The organism is Rhodococcus sp. G-MC3 (assembly GCF_030063335.1).
Taxonomy (GTDB): domain Bacteria; phylum Actinomycetota; class Actinomycetes; order Mycobacteriales; family Mycobacteriaceae; genus Rhodococcoides.
Genome location: NZ_JASISW010000001.1, coordinates 146,054 through 172,163, shown reverse-complemented (window position 1 = coordinate 172,163; position 26,110 = coordinate 146,054). Strand labels below are relative to the sequence as shown.

At 62.8% G+C, this 26,110-nt stretch carries 27 protein-coding genes; 15 read left to right on the top strand and 12 right to left on the bottom strand.

All coding sequences use genetic code 11. From position 1 onward, the window contains the following. Window positions 1-274: 274 nt before the first annotated feature. Window positions 275-1,054: a hypothetical protein gene (locus QMK17_RS00825; RefSeq protein ID WP_283506446.1), complete on the top strand. Its 780-nt coding sequence runs from the start codon at window positions 275-277 to the stop codon at window positions 1,052-1,054. A gap of 71 nt (window positions 1,055-1,125) precedes the next feature. On the opposite strand, the gene QMK17_RS00820 is transcribed toward QMK17_RS00825, so the two are convergent. Then, entirely contained in the window at window positions 1,126-2,349 is a 1,224-nt protein-coding gene (locus QMK17_RS00820; RefSeq protein ID WP_283506445.1) for a DUF2786 domain-containing protein, read from the bottom strand. Then, the gene (gene yaaA / locus QMK17_RS00815) at window positions 2,346-3,089 is read right to left on the bottom strand and encodes a peroxide stress protein YaaA (RefSeq protein WP_283506444.1); all 744 of its coding nucleotides are present in this window, start codon (window positions 3,087-3,089) and stop codon (window positions 2,346-2,348) included. The genes QMK17_RS00820 and yaaA overlap by 4 nt, the downstream gene beginning before the upstream one ends. Before the next feature lie 48 nt (window positions 3,090-3,137). Here yaaA and QMK17_RS00810 point away from each other — a divergent pair, with 48 nt between their 5' ends. Next, window positions 3,138-4,889, top strand: a complete 1,752-nt coding sequence (locus QMK17_RS00810; protein ID WP_283506443.1) for a proline--tRNA ligase — start codon at window positions 3,138-3,140, stop codon at window positions 4,887-4,889. Between the two features lie 99 nt (window positions 4,890-4,988). Next, on the top strand, window positions 4,989-6,710 hold the full coding sequence (locus QMK17_RS00805) for an acyl-CoA dehydrogenase family protein (RefSeq protein WP_283506442.1): 1,722 nt from the start codon (window positions 4,989-4,991) through the stop codon (window positions 6,708-6,710). Here QMK17_RS00805 and QMK17_RS00800 read toward each other — a convergent pair. Beyond that, window positions 6,707-7,312, bottom strand: coding sequence for a TetR/AcrR family transcriptional regulator (locus QMK17_RS00800; RefSeq protein ID WP_283506441.1), 606 nt, complete (start codon window positions 7,310-7,312; stop codon window positions 6,707-6,709). The genes QMK17_RS00805 and QMK17_RS00800 overlap by 4 nt on opposite strands. Window positions 7,313-7,417: 105 nt before the next feature. Between QMK17_RS00800 and QMK17_RS00795 the strand changes: the two genes are divergently transcribed. Next, window positions 7,418-8,911 carry a DHA2 family efflux MFS transporter permease subunit gene (locus QMK17_RS00795; protein WP_283506440.1) on the top strand — a complete coding sequence of 498 codons (1,494 nt, stop codon included), beginning with the start codon at window positions 7,418-7,420 and terminating at the stop codon, window positions 8,909-8,911. Here QMK17_RS00795 and QMK17_RS00790 read toward each other — a convergent pair. Beyond that, entirely contained in the window at window positions 8,826-9,266 is a 441-nt protein-coding gene (locus QMK17_RS00790) for a ferritin-like domain-containing protein (RefSeq protein WP_283506439.1), read from the bottom strand. The genes QMK17_RS00795 and QMK17_RS00790 overlap by 86 nt on opposite strands. Next, on the bottom strand, window positions 9,263-9,772 hold the full coding sequence (locus tag QMK17_RS00785) for a hypothetical protein (protein ID WP_283506438.1): 510 nt from the start codon (window positions 9,770-9,772) through the stop codon (window positions 9,263-9,265). The genes QMK17_RS00790 and QMK17_RS00785 overlap by 4 nt, the downstream gene beginning before the upstream one ends. 140 nt (window positions 9,773-9,912) lie before the next feature. On the opposite strand from QMK17_RS00785, the gene rimP reads away from it, so the two are divergent. The 8 genes from rimP (at window position 9,913) to QMK17_RS00745 (ending at window position 18,310) form a co-directional block, all read left to right on the top strand. After that, window positions 9,913-10,488 (top strand): ribosome maturation factor RimP, encoded by a 576-nt coding sequence (gene rimP / locus QMK17_RS00780; protein WP_283506437.1) that lies wholly within the window; start codon window positions 9,913-9,915, stop codon window positions 10,486-10,488. Next, window positions 10,485-11,495, top strand: coding sequence for a transcription termination factor NusA (gene nusA, locus QMK17_RS00775; RefSeq protein WP_283506436.1), 1,011 nt, complete (start codon window positions 10,485-10,487; stop codon window positions 11,493-11,495). Before rimP ends, nusA begins: the two co-directional genes overlap by 4 nt. 44 nt (window positions 11,496-11,539) lie before the next feature. Next, window positions 11,540-11,950, top strand: coding sequence for a YlxR family protein (locus QMK17_RS00770; RefSeq protein WP_283506435.1), 411 nt, complete (start codon window positions 11,540-11,542; stop codon window positions 11,948-11,950). Between the two features lie 97 nt (window positions 11,951-12,047). After that, window positions 12,048-14,978 (top strand): translation initiation factor IF-2, encoded by a 2,931-nt coding sequence (gene infB / locus QMK17_RS00765; protein ID WP_283506434.1) that lies wholly within the window; start codon window positions 12,048-12,050, stop codon window positions 14,976-14,978. Window positions 14,979-15,112: 134 nt separating this feature from the next. Further along, entirely contained in the window at window positions 15,113-15,403 is a 291-nt protein-coding gene (locus tag QMK17_RS00760) for a DUF503 domain-containing protein (protein ID WP_283506433.1), read from the top strand. Between the two features lie 30 nt (window positions 15,404-15,433). Beyond that, window positions 15,434-15,901 (top strand): 30S ribosome-binding factor RbfA, encoded by a 468-nt coding sequence (gene rbfA, locus QMK17_RS00755; RefSeq protein WP_283506432.1) that lies wholly within the window; start codon window positions 15,434-15,436, stop codon window positions 15,899-15,901. A gap of 5 nt (window positions 15,902-15,906) precedes the next feature. Further along, window positions 15,907-16,917: a DHH family phosphoesterase gene (locus QMK17_RS00750; RefSeq protein ID WP_442972663.1), complete on the top strand. Its 1,011-nt coding sequence runs from the start codon at window positions 15,907-15,909 to the stop codon at window positions 16,915-16,917. 43 nt (window positions 16,918-16,960) lie between these two features. Then, window positions 16,961-18,310 (top strand): MATE family efflux transporter, encoded by a 1,350-nt coding sequence (locus QMK17_RS00745; RefSeq protein ID WP_283506431.1) that lies wholly within the window; start codon window positions 16,961-16,963, stop codon window positions 18,308-18,310. 29 nt (window positions 18,311-18,339) lie between these two features. On the opposite strand, the gene QMK17_RS00740 is transcribed toward QMK17_RS00745, so the two are convergent. The 5 genes from QMK17_RS00740 to QMK17_RS00720 are packed head-to-tail and all read right to left on the bottom strand — an operon-like array spanning window position 18,340 to window position 21,759. Then, entirely contained in the window at window positions 18,340-19,413 is a 1,074-nt protein-coding gene (locus QMK17_RS00740; RefSeq protein ID WP_283506430.1) for a sulfate/molybdate ABC transporter ATP-binding protein, read from the bottom strand. Window positions 19,414-19,443: 30 nt separating this feature from the next. Continuing rightward, a complete protein-coding gene (locus QMK17_RS00735; RefSeq protein WP_283506429.1) occupies window positions 19,444-20,253 on the bottom strand; it encodes an ABC transporter permease in 810 nt (269 codons plus the stop codon). Next, entirely contained in the window at window positions 20,250-21,089 is an 840-nt protein-coding gene (gene modA / locus QMK17_RS00730) for a molybdate ABC transporter substrate-binding protein (RefSeq protein ID WP_283506428.1), read from the bottom strand. The genes QMK17_RS00735 and modA overlap by 4 nt, the downstream gene beginning before the upstream one ends. A gap of 32 nt (window positions 21,090-21,121) precedes the next feature. Further along, window positions 21,122-21,520 carry a TOBE domain-containing protein gene (locus QMK17_RS00725; RefSeq protein WP_283506427.1) on the bottom strand — a complete coding sequence of 133 codons (399 nt, stop codon included), beginning with the start codon at window positions 21,518-21,520 and terminating at the stop codon, window positions 21,122-21,124. Window positions 21,521-21,564: 44 nt separating this feature from the next. Continuing rightward, the gene (locus QMK17_RS00720; RefSeq protein WP_283506426.1) at window positions 21,565-21,759 is read right to left on the bottom strand and encodes a hypothetical protein; all 195 of its coding nucleotides are present in this window, start codon (window positions 21,757-21,759) and stop codon (window positions 21,565-21,567) included. A gap of 149 nt (window positions 21,760-21,908) precedes the next feature. Here QMK17_RS00720 and QMK17_RS00715 point away from each other — a divergent pair, with 149 nt between their 5' ends. The 3 genes from QMK17_RS00715 to truB are packed head-to-tail and all read left to right on the top strand — an operon-like array spanning window position 21,909 to window position 24,491. Then, the gene (locus QMK17_RS00715) at window positions 21,909-22,832 is read left to right on the top strand and encodes a metallophosphoesterase family protein (protein ID WP_283506425.1); all 924 of its coding nucleotides are present in this window, start codon (window positions 21,909-21,911) and stop codon (window positions 22,830-22,832) included. Further along, a complete protein-coding gene (gene npt, locus QMK17_RS00710) occupies window positions 22,829-23,494 on the top strand; it encodes a 4'-phosphopantetheinyl transferase Npt (protein WP_283506424.1) in 666 nt (221 codons plus the stop codon). Before QMK17_RS00715 ends, npt begins: the two co-directional genes overlap by 4 nt. 40 nt (window positions 23,495-23,534) lie before the next feature. Then, window positions 23,535-24,491 carry a tRNA pseudouridine(55) synthase TruB gene (truB, locus tag QMK17_RS00705; RefSeq protein WP_283506423.1) on the top strand — a complete coding sequence of 319 codons (957 nt, stop codon included), beginning with the start codon at window positions 23,535-23,537 and terminating at the stop codon, window positions 24,489-24,491. Here truB and QMK17_RS00700 read toward each other — a convergent pair. Next, window positions 24,488-25,195 (bottom strand): metal-dependent transcriptional regulator, encoded by a 708-nt coding sequence (locus QMK17_RS00700; RefSeq protein ID WP_283506422.1) that lies wholly within the window; start codon window positions 25,193-25,195, stop codon window positions 24,488-24,490. The two genes, truB and QMK17_RS00700, sit on opposite strands and share 4 nt — an antisense overlap. 53 nt (window positions 25,196-25,248) lie before the next feature. Then, on the bottom strand, window positions 25,249-26,109 hold the full coding sequence (locus QMK17_RS00695; RefSeq protein WP_283506421.1) for a metal ABC transporter permease: 861 nt from the start codon (window positions 26,107-26,109) through the stop codon (window positions 25,249-25,251). Between the last annotated feature and the right edge of the window lies 1 nt (window position 26,110).

Sequence of the window (26,110 nt, the reverse complement as noted above, 5' to 3'; positions counted from 1 at the left end):
TCAGATGCCGACCTGTACAGGTCGGCATCTGAACAATCTGTCGGCGCGCTCCAAATGGTACGACCGTCTCGCTATTTATCCACAACGCAAGGGTTATCCACAGATTGGCTCAGGGCGGATTTCGGCTCGTTCTTCGGTGCAGTATCTGCATATGCACCCTGATTCACATGGATTGATTGCTCGCTCGTCTGCTCTGGCGGCCGGCTATTCCAACACCGATCTGCAACGACTTTGTACGCGAGGCGAATTGCATCGCATCACTCCTGGAAATTACGTGAAGCACGACTTGTTCATATCTCTCGATGCCGAGCGCAAGCACCGGCTCGCGACGATCGCCACTCTCCGCGCGAACGCCGACAATGCTGTTGCAAGCCATATCTCTGCTGCCGTTCTACACGGACTCGACTTGTGGGATACGAGCCTGGAGCGGGTGCATATGACCGTACTGAACGGACACCGCCGAACTACCCCGAGGATGCACGTGCACACGACCGCGTTGTCGGACAAGTTCGTCACCACATCCGAGGGATTGCGCATGACCACCATCGATCGCACCGTGATTGACTGCTCGCGGATTATGGATCTCGATCACGCGGTGGTGATTGGGGATTCGGCGTTGAGATCCAAGAAGGTGTCGATGGACCAGTTGCGGGCCGCAGTGCAGTCCTCCACACGCGCTGCCGGGATAGGTGCAGCGCGCCGGGCGATCTCCAGCATGAACGGTCTGAGCGAGAGCCCGGGAGAGTCGCTGAGCAGACTGCGAATGGCAGAGTTCGGATTTCCGGATCCGATTCTGCAACAGGTGCTCGAGGTCCAGGGCCGTTTCCTTGCACGGGTGGACTTCTACTGGAAGCGGTGGAAGCTCGTCGGCGAATTCGACGGGTTGGGCAAGTATGCGAGCGGAGAATCGAATGTCAAAGAGAAGATGAGGGAGGATGACATGCGCGATCGGGGTCTCGAGGTCATCAGGTGGACGTGGAAAGATCTGTGGAATTTTGGCAGCGTCCGGGCCAAATTCGACCGCGCATGCCAGAGGGTGGAACGCAGGCGATGAGTTGCCGACGAAATATTCCGATGCCGTCCTGTACAGGACGGCAACCGAATAGTCTGTCGGCCGATGCGGAGCTAACGCAGAGTTGCCTCGTCGGCCGCCGCATGCCCTGACTCCCAGCCTTCGGCGTCGAGCCTTGGGCCGCGCATCGTCCTGACCCGGGGGAAGAGCCGATCGAATTCCTGGTCGACCGCAATTGTCTGGGCTGCCAACATGGGAAGAAGGTTGCCGGAATGTTCCGACGCCTCCTCGACCGCGTGCGCATCGACCTCGGTCAGTCTCTCGCCGATCCTCACCGCGTACGCATAGAGGAAGGCTTTGCCGAATGCCGCAGATGCAGAACCTTTGCGCCGCTTGGCTTTGGGGGAGTGCGACAGCGAACGCGTCGCCTGAATCAATAACGATGTGAACAAGATTTCAGTTTGTTCCACATCGACGGGCGAACCGACGAGGGTCGCGATCGCGAACTCGGGATCCCAGATGGTCTTGACTCGGTTGACGGTGCTTACCCCGTGCAGTAGTTGAGCTTTGGGCGGGCCGTGGGGATTGTCCACGTGCAGACGCCTGCTGATCACATCGACGTTTCCCTCGGTCAGTAGTAGCGAATCGATGGAGTACCGAGTCATCAACTCCTGCGCTTTGGCCGTGAGAGTCTCGGCTTCTTCCTCGAAATCGGTGGCATCGGCTTTGGCGAGCAGTCCTCGAATTCGCCCCAATGCCTTCGCATTCGGAGAGTTGTTTCCGCCGACCGGGGCTTGTGTTCGCGGAGCCCGCTGCTTCGGCCACTGAGACGGGAACGGCCCGACTTTGGGCCACCGTGGCAGAGACTGCCACTGCCCCAGCAATGCGAGTACTGCTATCCATTGGTCGTTGGCCGCAATGTAATCGGTCTTGCCGCTCGCCTTCAACAGTGCAGCGAGAAAGCTGGGCGACGGCTCTACCCGGGATGCAGCCTTGGGGTACGCGGCGCAGATCTCGGACAGTTGATCGACCCAGTGGTCGGGAGCGCGATCGAGCGCGTCGTCGAGATCGGACTGATGAAGCAATACGGCAGCGGCGAGCGAGGACACCGCCACCGTTTGTTGGCGCCGCACGATATGAAGGAGGTCGAAAGGCTGCCAACCTGCCTCGTACATCGTCGCGATCATATTGGTCAGTGCCAACGAAGCCAGCGCCGAAGCATCGTGGTCTTCGAGGGCGATCAGCTGATCGGCGATGCTGTCCACGGTGCGCAGAGCCCTACCCTTGCCGTAGGACGCGTCTGCTCCTTGCCGAAGCAATCCTGGTACCGGGTTCATTCGGTGAGCACGATCAGTTCGGTTGCCGATGCGACCTCGACATGGAGGCCGGCCTTGGAGGCAACGCGGGCAAGACCACGTACGTCCTTCGGCTCGGCCGTCGTCAGCGTGAGGGCACGCGCAAGCACGCCCTTGTGGTGCTTGTTGAAATGGCTCACGACGGACCTCGTGCCGTCGGGCTTCTCCGTCAGAACTGTTGCGGTGATCGCGCCGGGCACGGGGCCCAGTTGCTGATACGTCCCCGATCGGAGGTCGACGACGAGCCCGTCTGCCTCGGCTTCCACGGCGTCCGCGAGCTCGGGTTTCCAATGCGTACGCAGGGTGCCGAAGCCTGGAATCTTCGATCCACCTGAGAGTCGGTAGGACGGAATCGGGTCGTATGCCCTCAGCGCCCCGAACAACGCCGACCCGATCCACAGTCGAGCTGCTGCGCGCGCGCGGCCTGCTTTGGTGAACGTGCGAGCATCGAGTGCGTCGTAGAGGACGCCGGTGTAGCGGCTCAGCGCCGGGGCGGTGGGAGAAACCCAGAGCGCGGCGTTGCGTTCGATCTCGTCGGCCTGGGTCGGCCCGAGCCCGAGGGCTGCGCTGGATGCAGGTATGTCGTTGGACAGCTCGACGAGTGCGTCGGCAAGCTTCTGGCGGAGTGGATTGAGCCGCGGCAGCGACAGAACGTCGAGATCGAGAGGGGAGCCGTCGCCGCCGTCGGACTTCGTTTCGGACGGAGGCAGCAGAATCAGCACGGGGAGCAACGTTACCTACCTGCGGAGCACCGACTACTCTCGTACCCCGTGATCACCCGTCTTTCGCAGTTGTTCCTCCGTACCCTTCGCGACGACCCCGCTGACGCCGAAGTCGACAGCCACAAGCTGTTGGTGCGTGCCGGTTACGTCCGTCGTATCGCGCCTGGTGTCTACTCGTGGCTGCCACTCGGACTTCGGGTGCTCCGAGAGATCGAACGCGTCGTACGAGAAGAGATGAATGCGATCGGCGCACAGGAGATTTCGCTGCCTGCACTGCTGCCTCGCGAACCGTACGAGACCACCAACCGCTGGACCGAATATGGCCCTGCGCTCTTTCGGCTGCAGGACCGAAAGGGCAACGACATGTTGCTCGGGCCGACACACGAAGAACTGTTCGCGTTGACGGTCAAGGGCGAATACAACTCCTACAAGGACCTGCCCGTGACCTTGTACCAGATTCAGACGAAGTACCGGGACGAGGAGCGTCCCCGTGCAGGCATCCTGCGCGGGCGTGAATTCGTCATGAAGGACTCGTACTCCTTCGACCTCGACGAGGACGGGCTGAAGGCGTCGTACCACGCCCACCGTGAGGCCTACCAGCGCATCTTCGCTCGCCTCGGCGTGAAGTACGTGATTGTCGCAGCTACATCCGGCGCAATGGGTGGCAGCGCGTCCGAGGAGTTCCTGGCCGAGAGCGCCATCGGCGAGGACACCTACGTGCGGTGCATCGAGTCGGGCTACGCCGCAAACGTGGAAGCCGTGACGACCGCAGCGCCGGAGTCGCGCCCCATCGAGGGACAGCCTCCAGCCGTGGACTACGAAACCGGCGACACCCCGACCATCGCGACACTGGTCGACTGGGCCAACTCGGCCGACCTGGGTCGCGCGATCACCGGTGCCGACACTCTGAAGAACATCCTTCTCAAGACTCGCCTGCCCGGTGGCGAGTGGGAACTGCTCGCCGTCGGCCTGCCCGGCGACCGCGCGGTCGACGAAAAGCGTCTCGAAGCGGCGCTGGAGCCGGCCGAGTTCGAGCTTCTTGGTGACGCCGATTTCGAGGCGAACCCGTTCTTGGTTCGTGGATACATCGGCCCACGTGCGCTCCTCGCCAATGACGTGCGTTACCTCGTCGACCCGAGGGTCGTGAACGGCACCTCATGGATCACCGGCGCCGATGTCGAGGGCAAGCACGTTGTCGACCTCGTCGCCGGCCGTGATTTCATCCCCGACGGCACCATCGAGGCGGCCGAGGTGCGCGACGGTGATCCGTCTCCCGACGGACGTGGAAACCTCGTCACCGCCCGTGGCATCGAGATCGGACACATCTTCCAGCTCGGAAGCAAGTACACCGATGCCTTCGCCGTCGACGTTCTCGGCGAGAACGGCAAACCGGTCCGTCTGGTGCAGGGTTCGTACGGCGTCGGAATCTCCCGCATGGTCGCCGTCGTCGCCGAGCAGATGCATGACGACAAGGGCCTGCGCTGGCCTGCCGAGATCGCGCCGTTCGACGTTCATCTGGTCATCGCCAACAAAGACGAGGCCGCGAGAGAGGGCGCCGAGGCGATCGCATCGGCACTCGACATTCAAGGTCTCGAGGTGTTGTTGGACGACCGCAAGGCGTCTCCGGGGGTGAAGTTCAAAGACTCCGAGCTGCTCGGCATGCCACTCGTCGTCGTCGTGGGACGCGGCTGGGCGGACGGCAAGGTCGAACTTCGTGACCGATTCACAGGCGAGAGCCGTGAGCTGGACAAGGATACTGCTGCCGCAGAGATCGTGAAGGCAGTCCGAACGGCCGTCTGATTTCCCTGTTCTGGTCGGTTACTCGCTGGTAGCTTTGGGTGCGAGAGCGGAGCTTGCGGAGTGCCCGAGCTTGCTCGTCCGACTAGGAGAGGTACCGGAGTGACCAACCTTGCTTTGTTCGATCCCACGAAACTCGACACGTCAACCTTCGACGACGAGACCGCCCGGCAGTTGACGGCGCTGATCGATTGGTTCGAGGATCGCGGCAAAGTACGTTTGCTCGCCGACGACCTCGGGGCCGTGTGGACGGCAGACTTCCTGGACTTCATTGCGAAGGAGAAATTGTTCGCGACGTTCTGTACACCGGCCGAATACGCCGACGGCGATCCGAACAAGCGTTGGGACGCATCTCGTAATGCTGTACTCAGTGAGATCCTCGGCTTCTACGGTCTGTCGTACTGGTACGCCTGGCAGGTAACAGTGCTCGGACTCGGGCCGATCTGGATGAGCGAGAACGAGTCTGCGAAGAGGCGAGCGGCAAGGGTGCTCGATGAGGGCGGCGTCATGGCCTTCGGATTGTCCGAGCGAGCACACGGCGCCGACGTCTACTCCACCGACCTCCTCCTGGAACCGTCGCCACAAGACGAAATCGAATTCACCGCGTCGGGGGAGAAGTACTACATCGGGAACGGAAACGTCGCCGGAATGGTGTCCGTCTTCGGCAGGCGGACCGACATCGAAGGCCCCGACGCGTACGTGTTCTTCGTGGCCGACAGTGGGCATGCCAATTACTCGTTGCGGGACAACGTGGTTCACGGACAGATGTTCGTCAGTACGTTCGTGCTCGAGAACTACCCCGTCCGCTCCGAGGACATTCTGCATACGGGCGCCGACGCATTCTCCGCGGCACTCAACACGGTGAACGTCGGGAAGTTCAACCTCTGCACCGGATCGATCGGCATCACCGAACATGCCTTCCACGAGGCGATCACACACGCGCACAATCGAATCCTCTACGGAAACAGGGTCACCGAATTTCCGCATGTGAGAGCGAGTTTCGTCGATGCGTACGCCCGCTTGATCGCGATGAAGCTCTTCAGCTCCAGGGCGAAGGACTACTTCCGTAGTGCAAGCCTGGAGGATCGCCGCTACCTGCTGTTCAATCCGATGACCAAGGCTAAGGTCACCTCCGAAGGCGAGACAACAGTGCGTGTTCTGCACGACGTCATCGCAGCAAAGGGATACGAGAAGGACGCATACTTCCGCGAAGCAGCGCAGCTGATCGGAACATTGCCGAAACTCGAAGGAACAGTGCACGTCAACGTCGCACTGATGTTGAAGTTCATGCCTGCATACATGTTCGCGCCCACCGAGTACCCGGAGGTGGGTACACGCACCGACGCGGTCGACGACGCGTTCTTCTTCGCTCAGGGCCCGGCACGCGGGGCAGGAAAGGTTCGGTTCCACGACTGGGCACCGACGTACGAGAAGTACTCGCATGTACCGAACGTCGGCCGCTTCCACGAACAGGTGCTGGCGTTCAAGCAGTTCCTGACCGATTCGGCACCCGACGAAGGCCAGCAAAAAGACCTCGACTTCCTGCTCAACGTCGGTCACCTGTTTTCACTCGTCGTGTACGGCCACCTGATTCTCGAGGGCGCGGACTCCGTCTCGAACGAGGTTCTCGACCAGATCTTCGACTTTCAGATCCGGGACTTTTCGGGTTATGCCGTTGCGTTGCACGGCAAGCCGTCGTCGACCGAGGCGCAGCAGGCGTGGGCCCTCGGTGCGATCCGCAAACCGGTCGTCGATCGTTCGAGGTTCGATGCAGTGTGGAACGAAGTTCTTTCTTACGACGGTGTCTACGAGATGAAGGCCTAGTCCTGGTTCCTCGAGTCTCGAGCTTTCAGTAACGCCAGGCCGGGTCCGAAAGCGCAGTCCGCCAGTTCGCCGAGAGGGGAGCCCTTCTCGGCGAACTCCGGCGCCTGCATCGCGAGCAGACAATTGAGCAACATGCCGTGTGCGATGAATTGCCGAGCGTCGTCGGGCGTGCAGCCCGTGCCATCGACGATTTGCGCGTAGATCGCGGCCATCCCCGCTCTGCTCTGCGCGCCGATTTCCGGCGTCCGTCCTGCGGTGAATCCGTGCATCATGACCAGCAATAGGTCGCGGTCTGCGACCAGTTCGGTATACGCCGCGCCGAGCTCCGCCCACACGTCGTCGGACGGATGGTTGCCGGCGAGCACCGCGTCGAATGCCTCCATGATTCCGTCGATGGAACGCTGGAAGACGAGTGTGAACAGTTCGATCTTGGTGCCGAACATACGAACGACGTACGGCTGGGACACCTCGGCTTCTCTTGCCACCGCGTCGGTGGTGGTGCCGGCGTATCCGCTTCGCGCAAACGCACGAGTGGCGGCTGCCAGCACCAGTTCGCGGCGATCAGATGCGTCCATGCGGGTGGTTTTCGTCGGTGCTGCCATGTTGACAGGTTATCAGCTGATAACTAGCGTCACTCCATAAGTAATCATTCGATGCTTACCAAGCGGCCTGCGGCTCGGCCGCACATCCTACGAAGGGTGCTTTCGATGGCAACGAATACTGTTCCGCCTCGTCGCTCCACCGTCCGCACGATCCCGATCTGGGTGGGCCTCGTGGCCGCATCGCTACCGATGTTCATGGCGACGCTCGATAACCTCGTGATGACGAGCGCGCTGGCGGTCATCCAGGCCGACCTTGGCGCGTCGGTCGGGCAACTGCAATGGTTCTTGAACGCATACACGCTGAGCTTCGCGACGCTCATGCTTGCCGCAGCAACACTCGGCGATCGATGGGGCAGGCGGAACGTGTTTCTCGGCGGCATCGCCGTGTTCACCCTGGCGTCGATCGCGTCAGCCCTGGCTTCGACGCCCGCATTGTTGATCGCGGCGCGAGCCGTGCAAGGTGCGGGCGCCGCGGCAATCATGCCGCTCTCGCTCACGCTGCTTGCCGGCGTAGTTCCAGCTGCGAAACGTGCTCTCGCCATTGGTATCTGGGGCGGCGTCTCGGGCCTGGGTGTCGCTCTCGGTCCCGTTGTGGGCGGGGCTGTCGTCGATGGCATCTCCTGGGAAGCGATCTTCTGGATCAACGTTCCGGTGGCGCTGATTGCCGTGCCGCTCGCGCTCGTTGCGCTGAAGGAGTCGCGCGGACGACGCCAACCGTTGGACATGCTGGGGATTGTTCTGGCCGGAGCAGGTGTCTTCCTGCTCGTGTGGGCCGTGGTGCACGGAAACGACGACGGGTGGGCATCGACAACTGTGCTGCTCTCGTTCGTCGCTTCTGCCGTCCTCGTCGCCGGTTTCGTACTGAGAGAGTCTCGAACGGCATTCCCGGTGGTGCCACTCCGGCTGTTCCGATCGCGAAGTTTCTCGATTGCGAACGTCATCGGCGTCACCTTCACGCTCGGGATGTTCGGTGCCGTGTTCCTGCTGTCGCAGTACCTGCAGATCGTCATGGGATACACCCCGTTCCAGGCTGGTCTGCGAACATTGCCATGGACGGCAGCGCCGATGGTGGTGGCGCCTCTCGCCGGGATTCTGGCGCCTCGTCTCGGTCTTCGGGCGCTGCTCGTGAGCGGACTCGTCCTGCAAGCCGGATCGTTGGTGTGGATGGCGGCGATTCTGGGACCGGACACCGTTTACATCTCGATGGTCCCTGCTCTTGTCATGGCTGGAGTCGGTATGGGTCTCACCTTCGCGCCCTCCGCCACTGCCGTGCTGGTCGACATGGCTGAGGTCGATCACGCCACAGCCAGCAGTACCAACTCCACCATCAGGGAGATCGGCGTTGCATTGGGGATCGCTGTCCTGACTGCCGTTTTCCTCGGCGCGGGCGGATCGTTGACCCCCACCGGTTACACCAATGCTCTGGCGCCTGCGTTGCTTGTAGGAGCAGGGGCGGTCGCCGTGGGCATCGTCGCGGCGGCCTTCATGCCGGGCCGCCTCGGGCGGGACCAGGTCAGGGTTGTCCCGGGAACGCCATCGTCGACGGGACGACTCCCAGAATCTGACGCCAGTTCGCCAGTCGCAGTGCAGCTTCCGTGAGAGCAGTGATTCCGGTCTCCCTGGTGGGGCCGGAATCGCTGCGCTCGATCACCGATCGCCACGCGATGGAGGTGTCCACCTCGGCCTGAGCCGCCAGCTGTGCAGCGGTGATGCCATCGACTACGGGAAACGGAATCGAATAGGCGGTAGCGGGCTGTGTGGCAGTGACACTCGCGGCCTTCAACGCATCGATGGTTGCGTCGCGGCGCGCCCGATGTGCCGCGGCATTCTGAGCGACGAGATCTGCCCGTGCTGGATTGGAGAACGCACCGACGATGCCGTAGGCGAACACAGCGGCGTATTCCGCGTCCAACGCATTCACGAGCGCCTGCTGTTCGGCGCCTAGATCGCTCATGTGAGCACCATCGCCGACTCGACGGCACATGCGGCGCTGATGGAGCCGAGAAGACCCGCTCGGTATCCGGATTCGTTTCGTGCGGAGTCCACCGCGGCGCGCTGTGATTCGGACAAGTACGTCCTCAATTCGTCCAAGGGCGGAGGCGCCGACTGTACTGCGGTAGGGGCCGGTGCGGCGGTGGACGATTCGGCGGTGGACGATTCGGCGGGTCCACCCGCCACCCGGTCTATCTCGGTTTGTAGAGCGACTGCATGTGCGCTGCGCTCGGACTGTACGACGATCAGTGAATCGGCGAGGTCGGGCAGAACCGCGATCAGAGCACCCGCGGCAGCTGCGTCGCGTTTCGCGAGACGTAGATGCATGGTGAGTGTGTCCACCGTCGCTGCGGTGTCGTCGCTCGACGAGCATGCGGCACTCGTCACCAGCCCCGCTGTTGCCAGAGCAACGCTCGCAGTCATCCGGAACGCCGTACGGCGAGAGAGTGAACGGGGGAGCGAGGACATCGGCACATTCCTCATGGTGCCAGGTTCGAGTCCCATCGCGCACATCCGGACCTGGTCACGGACGTCTCCGAAGGGCGCTATTCTGTACGTTCACAGTTCGAGCTGATTCGACCCACAACTTCACGAGGAGTGTCACCACGATGCCTGTTCCGACCGAGGAGAGGGTCGTTGCACTCCTGTCCGATCTCGTCCACGGCAAAGGTTTCGATCTCGAGGGCGTCACCGTCGTGTCTGCCGGCAAACACAGCGCCGTCAAGATCATGGTCGACCGTGAAGAGGGCATCGACCTCGATGCACTTCCCGCCCTCAGTCGCGATATCGCGGAAGCCTTCGACGGCGTGTCGGACTTCGGCGACGCGCCCTACACTCTGGAAGTCACCACGCCCGGTATCGATCGTCCGCTGACGGAAGATCGGCATTGGCGCCGCGCTCGGGGCCGATCGGTGCGAATCGAACTGGCGGACGAGAAGTTCGACGGACGTGTCGGACATCTCGACGGACAATCGGTGACCGTTGTCACCCGGACCAAAGGTGTCCTCGCGACGAGGACCGTCGAACTGTCGAAAGTGATCAAGGCTGTTGTACAGGTGGAGTTCTCGCGGCCGAAAGCCGACGAGATGGAGTTGGCAGGTGGGGTCGTGGGTGGACGTCCGGCCCCGGCCGACTCCGACGAGATCGTGAACGTGGAAACACCGGAAGAAGGGTCCGACAAGTGAATATCGATATTGCAGCGCTGCGCGCCATCGAGGCGGAAAAAGGCGTCTCCATCGAGACCGTGATCTCGACCATCCAGACTGCATTGCTGACCGCATACCGCCATACCGAAGGCCATCAGCAGCACGCGTGGATCGACGTCGACCGGAAATCCGGTTCGGTCAAGGTTATGGCCAAAGAGGTCGACGAAGACGGCAACACGATCTCCCAGTGGGACGACACCCCCGAAGGATTCGGTCGCATCGCAGCGACCACGGCTCGCCAGGTCATCCTGCAGCGGCTGCGCGACGCCGAACACGAGCGGTCATTCGGTGAGTACTCCACCCACGAGGGCGAAATCGTCAACGGAGTGATCCAGCGCGATACCCGCGCGAACGCCAAAGGCACCGTCATCGTGCGTATCGGTAGCGATGCCAACGGCGCGGACGGGTTGTTGCCGCCTGCAGAGCAGGTCCCAGGCGAAAGCTACGAGCACGGCGAGCGCCTCAAGTGTTACGTCGTAGGTGTAACGCGTGGGCAGCGCGGCCCGCAGATAACGCTGTCGCGGACGCACCCGAACCTTGTGCGCAAGTTGTTCGCGCTCGAGGTCCCCGAGATCGCTGACGGTTCGGTGGAGATCATCGCGGTGGCGCGCGAGTCGGGCCACCGGTCGAAGATCGCCGTTCAGTCGACGGTCCAGGGCCTCAATGCCAAGGGCGCGTGCATCGGGCCGATGGGTCAGCGAGTGCGCAACGTCATGAGCGAACTCGCGGGCGAAAAGATCGACATCATCGATTTCGACGATGATCCCGCGCGATTCGTCGGGAATGCCCTCTCGCCTTCGAAAGTTGTGTCGGTGACGGTCGTCGACGCTTCAGCTCGCGCTGCGCGTGTCGTCGTCCCCGACTACCAGCTGTCGTTGGCCATCGGCAAGGAAGGCCAGAATGCCCGATTGGCGGCGCGGCTGACCGGTTGGCGCATCGATATCCGCAGCGACGCGGCCGCGGCACCCGAGTCGACCAGCGCGTGAGGCTGGAATGCGGAGTTCGAGGCAATACAGCGGTAGAGTGGTAAATGGTTCGGAATGAACTCCATGCTTCGAGTCATGAGAGCACCGGTTCGGCGACAGTCCGTCGGCCGGTGCGAACGTGTGTCGGGTGTAAGGAACGAGTTTCGGCCGCCGATCTGTTGAGGGTCGTGGTTCGTCGTTCGGAAGGTGGCGCGGAGTCTTCGGAATCCGTGATCGTTCCCGATACCGACCGTCGGCTTCCCGGCCGAGGTGCATGGCTGCATCTCGACGTGAAGTGCCTCGACAACGCAGAACGGCGCCGGGCTTTCGGCAGAGCGCTTCGTGCGCACGGAACGGTCGACACTTCCGCGGTGGCCACCTTCGTAGAGGGTGTCGCATCGGAGGAGCGTTCTCAGGAGCACGAAGACCAGGGCGACAGAGCAGTACCCGTCGAGAAGAACAGGCAACAGCACTGATGAGCACACCGTGAAGCACCAACGATGAACGTCCATCGGAGATAACCCGAGGTCGTGCGGGCACCAAGCCTCGCTCGACCTCTCAGTGAGGAGAGCAGTGGCAGGCAAGGCCCGCGTGCACGAGTTGGCAAAAGAACTCGGTGTCACCAGTAAGGAACTACTCGCACGGCTCAAAGAGCAAGGCGAGTTCGTAAAATCTGCATCGTCCACCGTCGAGGCGCCAGTGGCGCGTCGAGTGCGTGAGTCGTTCCCATCCGACAAGTCGGAATCCACACCCACCAATGGCAGCGCAGCAGGCAGTGCACCCAAGCCGAGTACGGGTGCAAAGCCGGGTGGGCCGCGTCCCGGCCCGAAGCCCACACCACGTCCGGTAACTCCGGCAGCCGTGGCTCCGGCAGCTCCCGAGACGCAGGCGCCGCCCGCGGCTCCGGTAGCTCCGGCAGCATCGGTCGAGCCCCAGGCTCCGACTGCGCCCACCCCGGCGCCGTCACGGCCCGCGCCGGCTCGTCCGGCATCGGCACCGGCAGCAGAGTCTGCTCCGGTAACACCCTCGGCGCCCGCTGCAGAGCCCGATTCGGCTCCTGTTGCACCGGCAGCGACCGCTGCGGCCCGACCGGGTGCACCGGGACCCAAGCCGGGTCCGAAAGCTCCTCGGGTGGGAAACAACCCATACTCTTCGGCACCGACCGAGCGTCCAGCGCCTCGTCCGGCTCCCGGATCTCCGCGCCCAGGTGGTAGCGGTCGTCCGGCTCCGGCGCAGGGTGGAGCTCGTCCGGCTGCCCCTCAGGGTGGAAGTCGTCCGGCTCCCGGCCAGGGCGGGCCTCGCCCCGCTCCCGGCCAGGGCGGACCTCGTCCGAGCCCGGGCTCGATGCCTCCTCGTCCGAACCCGGGTGCGATGCCCACGCGTTCAGCACGTCCGGCGCCGGCAGCAGGCCGCCCGGGCGGTCGCCCAGGCGGCGCGCCGGGTGGACGTCCGGGTGGCGCAGCAGGCGGCGGCTACCGCGGCGGCGGCGCACCGGGTGCTCCCGGTGGAGCTCCCGCAGGTGGCGCACCAGCAGGCGGTTTCCGCGGTCGTCCAGGCGGCGGTGGCCGTCCCGGTCAACGCGGCGCAGCAGCAGGCGCATTCGGTCGTCCAGGCGGCGCACCGAGGCGTGGACGTAAGTCGAAGCGGGCGAAACGCGCCGAGTACGAGAGCATGCAGGCTCCCGCAGTCGGCGGCGTCCGGTTGCCTCGCGGTAACGGTGAGACGATCCGTCTCGCTCGTGGCGCTTCTTTGTCCGACTTTGCGGACAAGATCGACGCCAACCCGGCAGCTCTAGTGCAGGCGCTGTTCAACCTCGGCGAGATGGTGACGGCGACTCAGTCGGTCAACGACGAGACGCTGGAACTGCTCGGCGGCGAGATGAACTATGTCGTCCAGGTCGTCAGCCCCGAGGACGAGGACCGCGAGCTGCTCAACAGCTTCGACCTCACCTACGGCGAAGACGCAGGCGGCGAGGACGATCTCGAACAGCGTCCCCCCGTCGTCACGGTCATGGGCCACGTCGACCACGGTAAGACCCGGTTGCTGGACTCGATTCGAAACACTGCGGTTCGTGAAGGCGAAGCCGGTGGAATCACCCAGCACATCGGTGCCTACCAGGTGCTGACCGAGCTCGAGGGCAACGAGCGTCTCGTCACGTTCATCGATACGCCTGGTCACGAGGCCTTCACTGCAATGCGTGCTCGTGGCGCAAAGGCAACCGACCTCGCGATCCTGGTCGTCGCAGCCGACGACGGCGTCATGCCGCAGACAGTGGAAGCGATCAACCACGCACAGGCAGCAGATGTGCCGATCGTGGTCGCGGTCAACAAGATCGACAAGGAAGGCGCGAACCCGGACAAGATCCGGCAGCAGCTGACCGAATACGGTCTGGTGGCCGAGGAGTACGGCGGCGACACCATGTTCGTCGACATCTCCGCCAAGCAGGGCACCAATATCGATGCCCTCCTCGAAGCGGTGCTGTTGACCGCGGATGCTTCGCTCGATCTGCGCGCCAACCCGGACATGGAAGCTCAGGGTGTCGCTATCGAGGCGCACCTCGACCGTGGTCGCGGACCGGTGGCAACGGTGCTCATCGCCCGCGGAACATTGCGTGTCGGCGACTCGATCGTCGCAGGCGATGCGTACGGACGAGTCCGTCGCATGGTCGACGAGCACGGCGAGGATGTCACCGAAGCACTGCCATCGCGTCCGGTGCAGGTCATCGGTTTCACCTCGGTGCCAGGCGCAGGCGACAACCTGCTCGTGGTCGACGAGGATCGGATCGCTCGACAGATCGCCGATCGTCGCAACGCTCGCAAGCGCAACGCGCTCGCAGCGAAGAGTCGTAAGCGCATCAGCCTCGACGATCTCGATGCAGCGTTGAAGGAGACTTCACAGCTGAACCTGATCCTGAAAGGCGACAACTCAGGAACCGTCGAGGCTCTCGAAGAGGCTCTGCTCGGTATCCAGATCGACGACGAGGTCGAATTGCGCGTCATCGACCGTGGTGTCGGTGGCGTCACGGAGACCAACGTCAACCTGGCGTCGGCATCCAACGCGATCATTATCGGCTTCAATGTTCGCGCAGAGGGCAAAGCTACCGAGCTTGCCAACCGCGAGGGCGTCGACATCCGGTACTACTCGGTGATCTACCAGGCGATCGACGAGATCGAGAAGGCCCTGAAGGGCATGCTCAAGCCGATCTACGAAGAGGTTGCACTCGGCCAGGCCGAGATCCGCGCGCTGTTCCGTTCTTCCAAGGTCGGAAACATTGCAGGTTGCCTCGTCACCTCCGGTACGATCCGTCGCAACGCCAAGGCACGATTGCTGCGTGACAACGCGGTGGTTGCCGAGACCGTCACGATCTCCTCGCTTCGTCGCGAGAAAGAGGATGCGGTCGAGGTGCGCGAGGGGTACGAGTGTGGTCTCACGGTCACGTACTCGGACATCAAGGTCGGAGATGTCATCGAGGCGTACGAGCTTCGTGAGAAGCCGCGCGACTAGTTTGCGGGCCTGACCCGTACGTTCGGTAGTGGAGCAAGGGGAGTAAGACTGCACTGGATCGAACCGGCCGGCGGCGGTACCGCAAGGTATCGCCGCCGGCCGGAATTCGGTCGAATCGATCGAAGGATGGCCGCGTGTACTTGGGTGCTCTCGAATTGGACGTGCTGTTGGGCGATGTGCGTTCACTTGCCGAAAAGCGGACGAAGGTCGAGCCTGTTCTTTCCGAGCTGCATAGATTCGGGGTTTCTGCGACGGAGACAGGCGAACACGGCCGCATTCGCCGGTCGTTGTTCGGCATCGCTGCGGCAGGGTCCGACGTAGACGGTCTTCACGACAAGCTGGACGAATGTGAACGGCACGTCGCCGAGCGTCACGATCTGGAATTGTTGGCAGTCAGAAGAAGAATTTTCGGTCCCGAGGACTGACTCGGTACCTCGTGAGGAGCGTGAAAGATCATGGTGGATCAGGCGAGAGCCCGTAAGCTCGCAAAGCGCATCGCCGCCATCGTTGCGACGGCGATCGATCATGAGATCAAGGATCCGCGTCTGGCGTTCGTGACGATCACCGACTGCAAGGTCACCGCTGATCTGCACGATGCGACGGTCTTCTACACAGTGATGGGCGAGAATCTCGACACTGCGCCAGATTTGCAGGCTGCCGCCGCAGGTTTGGAGAAGGCCAAGGGTGTACTGCGCTCGAAGGTCGGCGCCGGCACCGGTGTTCGCTTCACCCCGACTCTGGTGTTCGTCACCGATACTGTCCCGGACACGGCGCGACACATGGAGGAGCTGCTCGAGCGTGCGCGCCACGCCGACAGTGAAGTTGCGAAGGTAGCGGCCACGGCTCGCCCCGCGGGCGAAGCGGATCCGTACAAGGCTCCGCGTGAGTCCGTCGAGGATTCCGAGTCCACCGACGCGGACTGATCGACATGACAATGACGCCTCGCGCCGAACCGACGGATGCAGCTACGCCGTTCACGATCGAAGACATGTTCCCCGGTGCAATCGCACTGCTGGATACTGCCCGGACGGTGACGGTGCTGTGCCACGTGCATCCCGATGCCGACACGATCGGTAGCGGACTTGCCTTGGCGATGGTGCTGCGGCGTCGTGGGGTGTCGGTTCAGGTGTCCTTCGGCGCGCCGGACAATCTGCCCGAATCCATGAACGAGTTGCCAGGCTTGGAACTGCTGGCGGCAGCAGACGACGTGCGCCCGGCGGTGGACCTCGTCGTGACAGTGGACGCTGGTAGCCGGGATCGTCTCGGCGATCTGGCTGGACGCATCGACGATGCCGACGCGTGCCTGGTCATCGACCATCATCGATCCAACACGAGGTTCGGTACGTACAACGTCGTCGACGACGCGGCCGAGTCGACGACTGCAGTGATCACTCGACTGCTCGATGCGTGGGACGTCGAGATCGATGTCGACGTCGCTCACTGTCTGTTCGCAGGCCTGGTCACCGATACAGGTTCGTTCCGCTGGGTCAGGCCCGGTTCCCACCTCCTCGCGGAGCGATTGCTCGCCACCGGTATCGACGGAGCATTCATTGCTCGAAAGTTGCTCGACAACCACCCCTTCGGTTGGCTGCCGATGCTGGGGTCGGTACTCGGATCGGCCGAACTCGTTCGTGACGCAGTCGGTGGGCTCGGCTTCGTGTACGCCGCGATTCTTCGTGAGGACTCCGCCGGGCTTCGGTCAGAGGAAATCGAAAGCGTCATCGACATCGTCAGGACCACATCGGAGGCGGAAGTCGCCGCAGTCCTCAAACAGCAGGTCGGTGACGAATGGGCTGTCTCGCTTCGGTCGAAGAACGTTGTCGACGTCTCGGCCATCGCCACGACGCTCGGCGGTGGTGGTCATCGCAATGCAGCTGGTTTCACCGCGCATGGAGCCAAATCCGCCGTAGTCGCGTCTTTGATCGCTGCCCTCGGCTGACATTTTATGTCCTCGACCGACATTTCTGCCCAGACCGATATTTATGCCTGTGACTGACACCGACGCTTTGCCGGACGCAACACCGCGTCGAATTCTCGGACTAGCACTGCCCGCGTTGGGCGTGCTGGCGGCGGAACCCCTTTATCTGCTGTTCGACGCTGCCGTCGTCGGACGCCTCGGTGCGCTGGCGTTGGCGGGCTTGGCGGTCGGCGGGTTGATTCTTGCTCAGGTCAGCACGCAGCTGACATTTCTGTCCTACGGCACTACGGCCAGGGCGGCCCGGTTGCACGGTGCCGGACGCGAGGAAGACGCTGTGGGCGAAGGAATTCAGGCGACATGGCTGGCCCTCGGACTCGGTGCACTGATCGTCGCGTTGATGCAGATTCTCTGTGGACCGATCCTCACGGTCATCGGTGGCGGGGGATCCATCACATCCGAAGCCGTCGCTTGGTTCAGGGTCGCGGTGTTCGGCGTCCCGTTCATCTTGGTCTCGCTCGCCGGCAACGGATGGATGCGTGGGGTACAGGACACCGCACGTCCATTGCGCTTCGTACTGGCCGGTCTGGGGCTTTCGGCAGTTCTGTGTCCGTTGCTCGTCCATGGCTTGGCAGGCTTTCCGCATCTCGGCCTGGTCGGATCCGCGCTCGCGAACGTCATCGGCCAATGTGTCGCCGGGGTGTTCTTCCTCTCTGCCGTGGTGCGCGGGGGTGTACCGCTTCGGCCCTCGTGGCCTGTCATGCGAGTGCAGTTGATACTCGGCCGCGATCTCGTCCTACGAAGTCTGGCGTTCCAGGCGTGCTTTCTTTCGGCGGCGGCGGTCGCATCTCGTTTCGGAGCAGCATCGGTAGCAGCGAACCAAGTGGTCCTGCACATGTGGAATCTGGTGTCGCTGACGCTCGATTCTTTGGCTATCGCTGCGCAAACGTTGGTGGGTGCGGCCCTCGGCCGATCTGATGTGCGTGGGGCCACTCGCCTCGGCTGGCGGTTGACCGTCTGGTCCACGGTGTTCGCAGTCGTGCTCGCCGGGTTGTTTGCTGCGGGATTTCATGCGGTTCCAGGCCTGTTCACCTCCGACACCGACGTGATCGACCAGATGGAGTCGATTTGGTGGATCTTCGTGATGATCGTTCCTATTGCCGGTGTGGTGTTTGCGCTCGACGGAGTTCTGCTGGGTGCAGGCGATGCGGCGTTTCTGCGTACGGCGACACTTACATGCGCCCTCGTCGGGTTCATTCCGCTGATCTGGTCGGCTTTGGCCTTCGACTGGGGACTGCGGGGTATCTGGGTCGGTTTGGCGATTTTTGTGACGCTGCGGATGATCGCTGTAGTCGGCCGAATGGCGTCGGGCCGCTGGGCGATATCCGGTGCAGATATCCAGCGAGGGCCGAAATGATGCCGAACCGCATCTCCTGAACGAAGAGCTCATCTCGATGCGGTGTGGAGTGCAACTTCCTGGCTTTTGACGACGAAATAGACCCGTTTGCCGGGCTCCAACTCGAGATCGGCGACGGCCGCCGGAGTAACGTCCGCAGCAATACCGCGACTTCCGTCGGGGTTGTCCGGTGCGCGGAGGCGGACAGTGGCGCCGTGAATGTCCATCTCGGCGATCGTGGTTTCGAATACGTTGCGGGGACTCGCATGTGGGGGCACGAGGTGGACGGCGACGGCGGCGGGGGAGAACACTGCGACTGCAGCGCCATTGTCCGTATCGCCGTGACCGTGCACGGTCAGTCCCCATGAGGTGCGCAGTGTTTCGGTTGTGTGCGCGGTTCCGCCGATCAGGTTGACGCCCGCAATGTTGGCCGCGAACGCACTGCGCGGCGCGGTGAGAACTTCGGCCGTCGGCCCGCGTTCGACGATGCGTCCGCCCTCCACCACTACAACGGTGTCGGCAAGCGCGAGCGCGTCGAGCAGATCGTGAGTGACGATGATTGCTGTGCGCTTCTGCTCCCGCAGTACAGTGCGCAGCAACCGACGCACCGCGGGTGCGGCACCGACGTCGAGTGCCGAGAGCGGTTCGTCGAGCAGCAGGACCCGAGGATCAGCCGCGAGAGCCCGTGCGACCGCGATCCTTTGTGCCTGGCCTCCCGACAGTTGCGATGGCATACGGGCGGCGAGGTCGCGCGCGTCGACCGCATCGAGCCACGTGCGGGCAATCTTTTGTGACCCACGGCGGTCGATTCCTCGGCTGCGCGGGGAGAACGCCACATTGGCTTCGACAGACAGATGGGGGAACAGCAGTGCCTTCTGGTTCAGTGTCGCTACTCCACGGGCATGGGCAGGGACGAACGTTCCGGCCCGAGTATCGGTCACGATGTCGTCGCCGAGAACGATCCGCCCGGTGTCGGGTCTGAGCAATCCGGCGATGAGGGAAAGCAGTGTGGATTTCCCGGCGCCGTTGGGTCCGAGAACGGCGACTACTTCGCCATCGTCGACATCGAGATCGAGTGAGACGCCGCGCGCGTCGATGGTCGCCGCCAACTCGATGGCGCTCACAGTGTTGACTCGTTCACAGTGTTGTCTCGTTCACAGGGCACTGGCCACTCTGCGTCCACCCGCGACGACGACGATGGCAGCCGCAACGAGGATGAGCAACAACGACAACGCGACTGCCGCATCGGGATCGGTCTCGCGCTGCAGATAGATTTCCAGCGGGAGCGTCCGAGTCACACCCTGCAGCGAGCCGGCGAATGTCAGTGTGGCACCGAACTCACCGAGGGCGCGCGCGAACGCGAGAACCGCACCCGACATCAAACCGGGAAGGACGAGAGGGAGCGTCACACGCCGAAGTACGGTCGTCGGGCGGGCGCCGAGCGTCGCGGCGACGACCTCGAACTCGTGCCCCGAACTGCGCAGTGCGCCCTCGAGACTCACGACGAGGAATGGAAGCGACACGAAGGTTTGCGCGAGGACTACCGCCGTGGTGGAGAACGCGATCGAGATTCCCCATCCTTCGAGATGACGGCCGAGCAGACCGAGCCGGCCGAAGGTGTAGAGCAATGCAATTCCGCCGACCACCGGAGGAAGTACGAGGGGAAGTAGAACGAGCGCTCGAAGTATCGAGAGTCCGGGGAAGTCGGTGCGCGCGAGGACCATAGCCATGGGTACGCCGATCACGGCACACGCCGCCGTGCTCATCGCCGCCGTTTTCAAGCTCAACATCAGCGCCGTGCGCGAGGATTCGGAGGTGACGAGCGGAAGGAAGTTCGGCCAATCGATCTTCAGAAGGATTGCGAGCAGTGGGGTGACGACGAAGAGTGCACCGATCGCTGCAGGGACGAAGATCCAGACCGGCAACCGGGCACGGACCTCGTTCCCGCGGCGATGTGAGGTCACGGCGCTGCGAATCCAGCGTCAGCGAGGACCTTCTCGCCTGCGTCGCCTGCAACGAGCGCCTCGAATGCCGCAGCAGCAGCGGCATTGTCACTGCCCTTCAGTACGGCGATCGGGTAGGTGTTGACCGCTTCGCCTGCCTCGGGAAACGCCACCGCTGTCACCTTGTCGCCGACGCCTGCTGCGTCGGTGACGTAGACGAGTCCGGCATCGGCCTGGCCCGAGGTGACCTTGCCCAGGACATCGGTGACAGCGGATTCCTCGCTGACGGCAGAAATTGTGGTGCCGGTCGCGTCTTCTACCTTCTTGGTTGCACTACCGCACGGAACCTGCGGGGCACAGATCACCGTCAGAACGTCAGGGTTGGCGAGATCGCCGAAAGTTTTCACGTTCTTCGGGTTACCCGGTGCCGTGACAATTGTGAGTGTGTTCGTCGCGAAGTTCTCCGGCTCGCCTGCGACGAGATCGCCGTCGACTGCTTTGATCATGTTGTTCGTGTCTGCCGAGGCGAAGACGTCGGCGGGCGCGCCCTGGGTCAGCTGTGTGACCAAGTCCGACGAACCGGCGAAGTTGAATTCGACTTTGGTGCCGGCATGTTCGGACTCGAAGACGTCGCCGAGCTCGGTGAACACCGCCTTCAGCGACGCCGCAGCGAACACTGTGATGTCGCCGGTGATCTCCGACGACGAAGTGTTTCCCGGCGCCGACGACTCTGTGGCCGATGCGTCTGATGTGGTGTCGGAAGAATCGGAGCTTCCGCACCCGGCGAGCAGAGCGACCGACGCTCCGAGCGCGACGATCGAGACCGGCAGTGTTGATTTCACAGAAGTGTCCTCCATGGGTTCGGGGGGCGTGGCTACGGGAAGGCTGGTCAGGTTGCTTCGACGATGACGGTGGTTGCCTTGACGACAGCAACCGCAATGGATCCAGGCTCCAGGCCGAGAGTGCGCACGGATTCGGTGCTCATGAGGGAGACGACAGTGAACGGGCCACACTGCATCTCGACCTCGCTCATCACAAGGTCCGATGTGACTTTGGTGACCAGCCCGACAAGCCTGTTTCGTGCCGAACTTTCAGTTCCGGTCGGATCGGGCGGCGGTGATGCGTGCCCGCGGGCAAACAAGGCAAGATCGGCGCCATCGATAACCTTGCGGCCCGAGTCGTCCTTCTCCGATGGAAGTGCGCCGCCGTCGATCCATCGGCGGACTGTGTCGTCGCTGACTCCGAGGAGCGCGGCGGCGTCCTTGACTCGGATCCGTGAATGCGGCATAAAAAGTATTCTAAACCAGCAAATGCGGATTCATTGCCCAATGGCTACCGATTTCGACGGGAAATGACGATGCGAGCCAAGACCGTAGCGGCGAGTAGTGCGACCCCGCAGACGACCGCGGTGATCACGAAACCGGTTACGAAGTTCTCGGAAGCAATTCCGGCGATGAATGCTGCCATCACCGTGATCAACAGGCCGCCGCGCAGGCCGTTTTTCTCGGACGCCGATAGATTTTCCATGTCTCCGATTGTCGCACCCCAGCCGTGCCCGCTCGATGTACCGGCCCTGCTGTTCGAGTCCGGCCGGTCGAGTACAGGAATCTCAGGGGACAATGAGATGTTGTTTCTCTTCAGTGCAATCAGTAGACCGAACGGAAGGACTGTGGCCTGTGACAGCAAAGCTCTGGGCAGTCAGTGACATCCACGTCGGCCACCGAGGCAATCGGCCGGTCACCGAGGACATTCACCCGGAATCGCCTGAGGACTGGCTGATAGTCGCCGGTGACGTGTCCGAGAAGACCGACGACATCAAGTGGGCGTTGGAATTGCTCAGAAGCCGGTTCGCGAAGGTGATCTGGGTGCCGGGGAACCACGAATTGTGGACCACGGCGAAAGACCCGGTGCAGATCCACGGTGTGGCGCGATACGAGTACCTGGTCAATTTGTGTCGCGAAATCGACGTCGTGACACCGGAGGATCCGTACCTGATCTGGGAAGGTGACGGCGGTCCCGCGACAATCGTCCCCATGTTTCTCCTCTACGACTACTCGTTTCTGCCCCGGGGCGCGATCGACAAGGAGCACGGTCTGAAGATCGCCAGGGACAAGAACGTCGTGGCGACCGATGAGTTTCTGTTGTCTCCGCAGCCCTACGCCACGCGTGATGCGTGGTGCCGTGCGCGGATCGACAGCACGAGGACACGGCTCGACGAACTCGACCTGTCGATTCCCACCGTCCTGATCAACCACTTCCCGATGGTCAGGCAGCCGACCGACGTGTTGTTCTATCCCGAGTTCGCCTTGTGGTGTGGTTCGACACTCACCGGCGACTGGCACACGCGCTACAACGCGATCTGCTCGGTGTACGGCCATCTCCACATTCCACGTACGACGTACTACGACGGTGTTCGGTTCGAGGAGGTGTCGGTCGGATACCCCCGCGAGTGGCAGAAGCGCGGATTGCCTGCGAATGTGCTTCGTCAGATACTTCCCGTGCCCGAGTATCCCGAGGGGACGCTCAACAAGTTCGGTGGGCACTTCACGGTTACAGCCGCGATGGAAGCCGAAGTCGAGAAGATGAGGGCCGCGCGTTGATCGAGTCGATCCTGCCCAGCGGCGTCGTCGCCGCTGAATTGTTCGAGGATCCTCCCGGGTTGACGCCACATCCACTCGAAGCGCCGCTCGTGGCCAAAGCAGTGGACAAGCGTAAAAGGGAATTCACCTCGGCGCGGCACTGTGCCCGCGTCGCGATGGAGAAGCTGGGGGTCGATCCGGCTCCCATCATGAGGGGCAAATCCGGAGCGCCTCAATGGCCCAAGGGCATTGTCGGGTCCCTCACGCACTGCGACGGTTATCGCGGCGCTGTTCTCGGACATGCGATGGCCGTTCGTTCGGTGGGTATCGACGCCGAGCCGCACGGTCCGCTTCCTGACGGTGTGTTGGGCGCGGTCAGCCTCGAACCGGAACGTGAGTGGCTGGCAACTGCATCCGACCCCGACGTGCACTGGGACCGGTTGTTGTTCTGCGCAAAAGAAGCGACCTACAAGGCATGGGAACCACTGACCGGCCGGTGGCTCGGATTCGAGGATGCGCACATCACGTTCGAGCGGACCGGGACCGGCGACCACCCCTCCGGCACCTTCCACTCGGAGCTGCTCGTGCCGGGTGGCACGCTCGCCGGGCCACCGCTGGCATCGTTCGACGGGCGATGGATGGTCTCGGGTGGGTTGATCGTCACGGCGATTGCAGTGACCTAGCCCGAACTTACCTTTATGTGCCCTGGCAGAATGACATCTCGTGTCTGCACGTGAAAAGTTGTCCTCCGGTCTCGTCGGCGCCGGGTTGTTGATCGTCGACAAAGACTCCGGCGTGACCAGTCACGACGTGGTCGCATCGTGTCGCAAGTTGCTCCAGACCCGAAAGGTCGGTCATGCGGGCACTCTCGATCCAATGGCGACGGGAGTGCTCGTACTCGGCATCGAGCGCGCAACCAAGATGCTGGGGCTCCTCGCACTGACGACGAAGGCGTACTCCGCGACCATCAGGCTCGGCAGAACCACGGCGACCGACGACGCCGAGGGCGAGACGGTCGCCGACGCCGACGCATCGGCGGTGCGCGACGAGGATATCGCTGCGAACGTGGCTCTGCTCACTGGCGAGATCGAGCAGGTTCCGTCGAGTGTCAGTGCCATCAAGGTGGACGGGCAACGGGCGCACAAGCTGGTCCGGGCGGGAGAAGAGTTCACGCTCCCGGCCCGAGCCGTCACGGTGACCCGCTTCGACGTGTTGGCGCGTCGAGACATTCCGGGAACAGGGTTCGTCGATCTCGATGTGGAGGTCGACTGCTCGTCGGGTACCTATATTCGCGCGCTCGCACGCGATCTCGGCGGCGCCCTCGGCGTCGGCGGTCACCTGACGGTGCTCCGACGCACCCGGGTCGGGCCGTTCACCCTCGAGCACGCTCGGACGTTGGGTCAACTTGCCGACGATCCTGCCGTCAGCCTCGATATCGACGAGGCCGCACGAACAGCGTTCCCGCACAGGCAGGTCGACGCGGTCGAAGCGGAAGCGATCAGCCAGGGTCGGTGGTTGGACCCGATCGGTTTGGTCGGTGTCTATGCCGCGATCGATCCCTCCGGTCATACCATCGCGCTGCTACAGGAGAAAGGTAAGCGAGCGAGTTCGGTCCTGGTGGTGAGGCCTGCAACTCTTCGCGCAGCGCGCCAGGCGGAGCAGAGTGGGCAGGCGGACTAGACGGGGACCATCCAGATGGCCTCTGCTGCGCGCTGTCCCAGATCGATGGCTGCGCTGGCAGCCTGACCGAGTTCGATTGCCACAGTGCCTGCGTAGTCGCGGCGCTCGACAACCGTGATCGACAGGTCCAACGTGATTCCCACCGAGTCGAAGTACCGGAGCATCGCGGGATCAGAATCCGAGATCCGAGCCACGCGTCCGCTTTGACCGTCGGTGTAGTCGCTCAGACGAGTGGCTTCGGGAGTGTCGATGTCGCCGTGGACGGACGGGATCGGATCGCCGTGCGGATCACGTTCGGGGAAGCCGAGTTTGGCGTCGATGCGGCTCATCATGAGGTCGGATACGGCATGTTCGAGGATTTCTGCCTCGTCGTGTACCTCGTCCCACCCGTAACCGAGTTCCTGCACGAGGTAAGTCTCGATGAGTCGATGACGGCGAACCATCGCAATCGCGGCCAGGCGACCGCGCGCGGTCAATGAGATTGCGCCGTAGCGGGCGTGGTCGACCATTCCTTGATCGGCCAGCTTACGTATCGCCTCGGAGACGGTCGATGCCGAGACACCGATGCGCTCGGACAACATCTTCGTGCTGACCGAATCCTCGGTCCATTCGCTGGCGGTCCAGATCACCTTGAGGTAGTCCTGCGCAACTGCGGACAACTGAACATCGTCGATCACGTTCGGTACTTCCGTTCGTTCCACCACGGCATCGAGCTTAGGCAATCCAAGCCGAAATCACATCTTGCCCTTGCGGGCACTCAGGCGGGGACGTCCTTGCGTCTGCGCAGTCCCCGCGTGATCAAGCCCTGGGTCGGGCTGAACAAGTAGGCGAATGTGAACGAGATTCCTTGGGCCAGGACGACGGTGCCTCCGGATGAGACGTCGAGGTAGAAGCTCACGTAGATCCCGATGATCGCGCATCCGACGCCGATGCTGGGCGCAAGCACGAGCATTCGTCCGAACTTATGGGTGAGCAGATAGGCCGTTGCACCGGGAGTGATGAGCATCGCGACGACGAGGATGACGCCGACGGCTTGCAGTGCCACGACCGTCGTGAGTGCCAGAAGCGTGAGCATCAGTCCCGAGATGACCGTGGGCGAGATCCCGACCGCGCGGGCCTGGGTGCGGTCGAAGGCGAACAGGGTGAAGTCGCGGCGCTTGACGATCATCACCACGAGAGCGAGCCCGCCGAGCAGGAAGACCTGCCACATGTCGCTGCGTGAGACTCCCAGGAGGTTGCCGAACAAGATGTGGTTGAGGTCGATCTGGCTCGGGAACTTCGAGATCAGCACGACACCGAGGGCAAAAAGTGTGGTGAAGACCACGCCGATCGCGGCATCTTCCTTGACGATGGTGGTGTTGCGTACCAGCCCGATTGCGCCGACTGCCACGAGCGCGAACAGCAGTGCTCCGATTGCGAACGGCGCTCCGAGCAGGTAGGAGAGCGCAACCCCGGGAAGAACAGCGTGTGAGACCGCATCGCCCATGAGGGACCAGCCGATCAGTACGAGCCAGCAACTGAGTACGGCGCAGACGATCGATGCGGTGATCGTGACCAGTAGGGCACGTTGCATGAACGTGTACTGCAGCGGTTCCACGAAGAAATCGACCAGATACATC

What these genes read in the sequence shown, in the direction of transcription:
- QMK17_RS00785 (WP_283506438.1), bottom strand. Translation starts at nt 9,772, where the DNA reads ATGTCCTCGCTCCCCCGTTCACTCTCTCGCCGTACGGCGTTCCGGATG.
- QMK17_RS00790 (WP_283506439.1), bottom strand. Translation starts at nt 9,266, where the DNA reads ATGAGCGATCTAGGCGCCGAACAGCAGGCGCTCGTGAATGCGTTGGAC.
- QMK17_RS00745 (WP_283506431.1), top strand. Translation starts at nt 16,961, where the DNA reads ATGCCTGTGACTGACACCGACGCTTTGCCGGACGCAACACCGCGTCGA.
- QMK17_RS00770 (WP_283506435.1), top strand. Translation starts at nt 11,540, where the DNA reads ATGGTTCGGAATGAACTCCATGCTTCGAGTCATGAGAGCACCGGTTCG.
- QMK17_RS00800 (WP_283506441.1), bottom strand. Translation starts at nt 7,312, where the DNA reads ATGGCAGCACCGACGAAAACCACCCGCATGGACGCATCTGATCGCCGC.
- QMK17_RS00795 (WP_283506440.1), top strand. Translation starts at nt 7,418, where the DNA reads ATGGCAACGAATACTGTTCCGCCTCGTCGCTCCACCGTCCGCACGATC.
- QMK17_RS00695 (WP_283506421.1), bottom strand. Translation starts at nt 26,109, where the DNA reads ATGTATCTGGTCGATTTCTTCGTGGAACCGCTGCAGTACACGTTCATG.
- QMK17_RS00820 (WP_283506445.1), bottom strand. Translation starts at nt 2,349, where the DNA reads ATGAACCCGGTACCAGGATTGCTTCGGCAAGGAGCAGACGCGTCCTAC.
- QMK17_RS00725 (WP_283506427.1), bottom strand. Translation starts at nt 21,520, where the DNA reads ATGCCGCATTCACGGATCCGAGTCAAGGACGCCGCCGCGCTCCTCGGA.
- rimP (WP_283506437.1), top strand. Translation starts at nt 9,913, where the DNA reads ATGCCTGTTCCGACCGAGGAGAGGGTCGTTGCACTCCTGTCCGATCTC.
- QMK17_RS00720 (WP_283506426.1), bottom strand. Translation starts at nt 21,759, where the DNA reads ATGGAAAATCTATCGGCGTCCGAGAAAAACGGCCTGCGCGGCGGCCTG.
- modA (WP_283506428.1), bottom strand. Translation starts at nt 21,089, where the DNA reads ATGGAGGACACTTCTGTGAAATCAACACTGCCGGTCTCGATCGTCGCG.
- rbfA (WP_283506432.1), top strand. Translation starts at nt 15,434, where the DNA reads ATGGTGGATCAGGCGAGAGCCCGTAAGCTCGCAAAGCGCATCGCCGCC.
- QMK17_RS00750 (WP_442972663.1), top strand. Translation starts at nt 15,907, where the DNA reads ATGACAATGACGCCTCGCGCCGAACCGACGGATGCAGCTACGCCGTTC.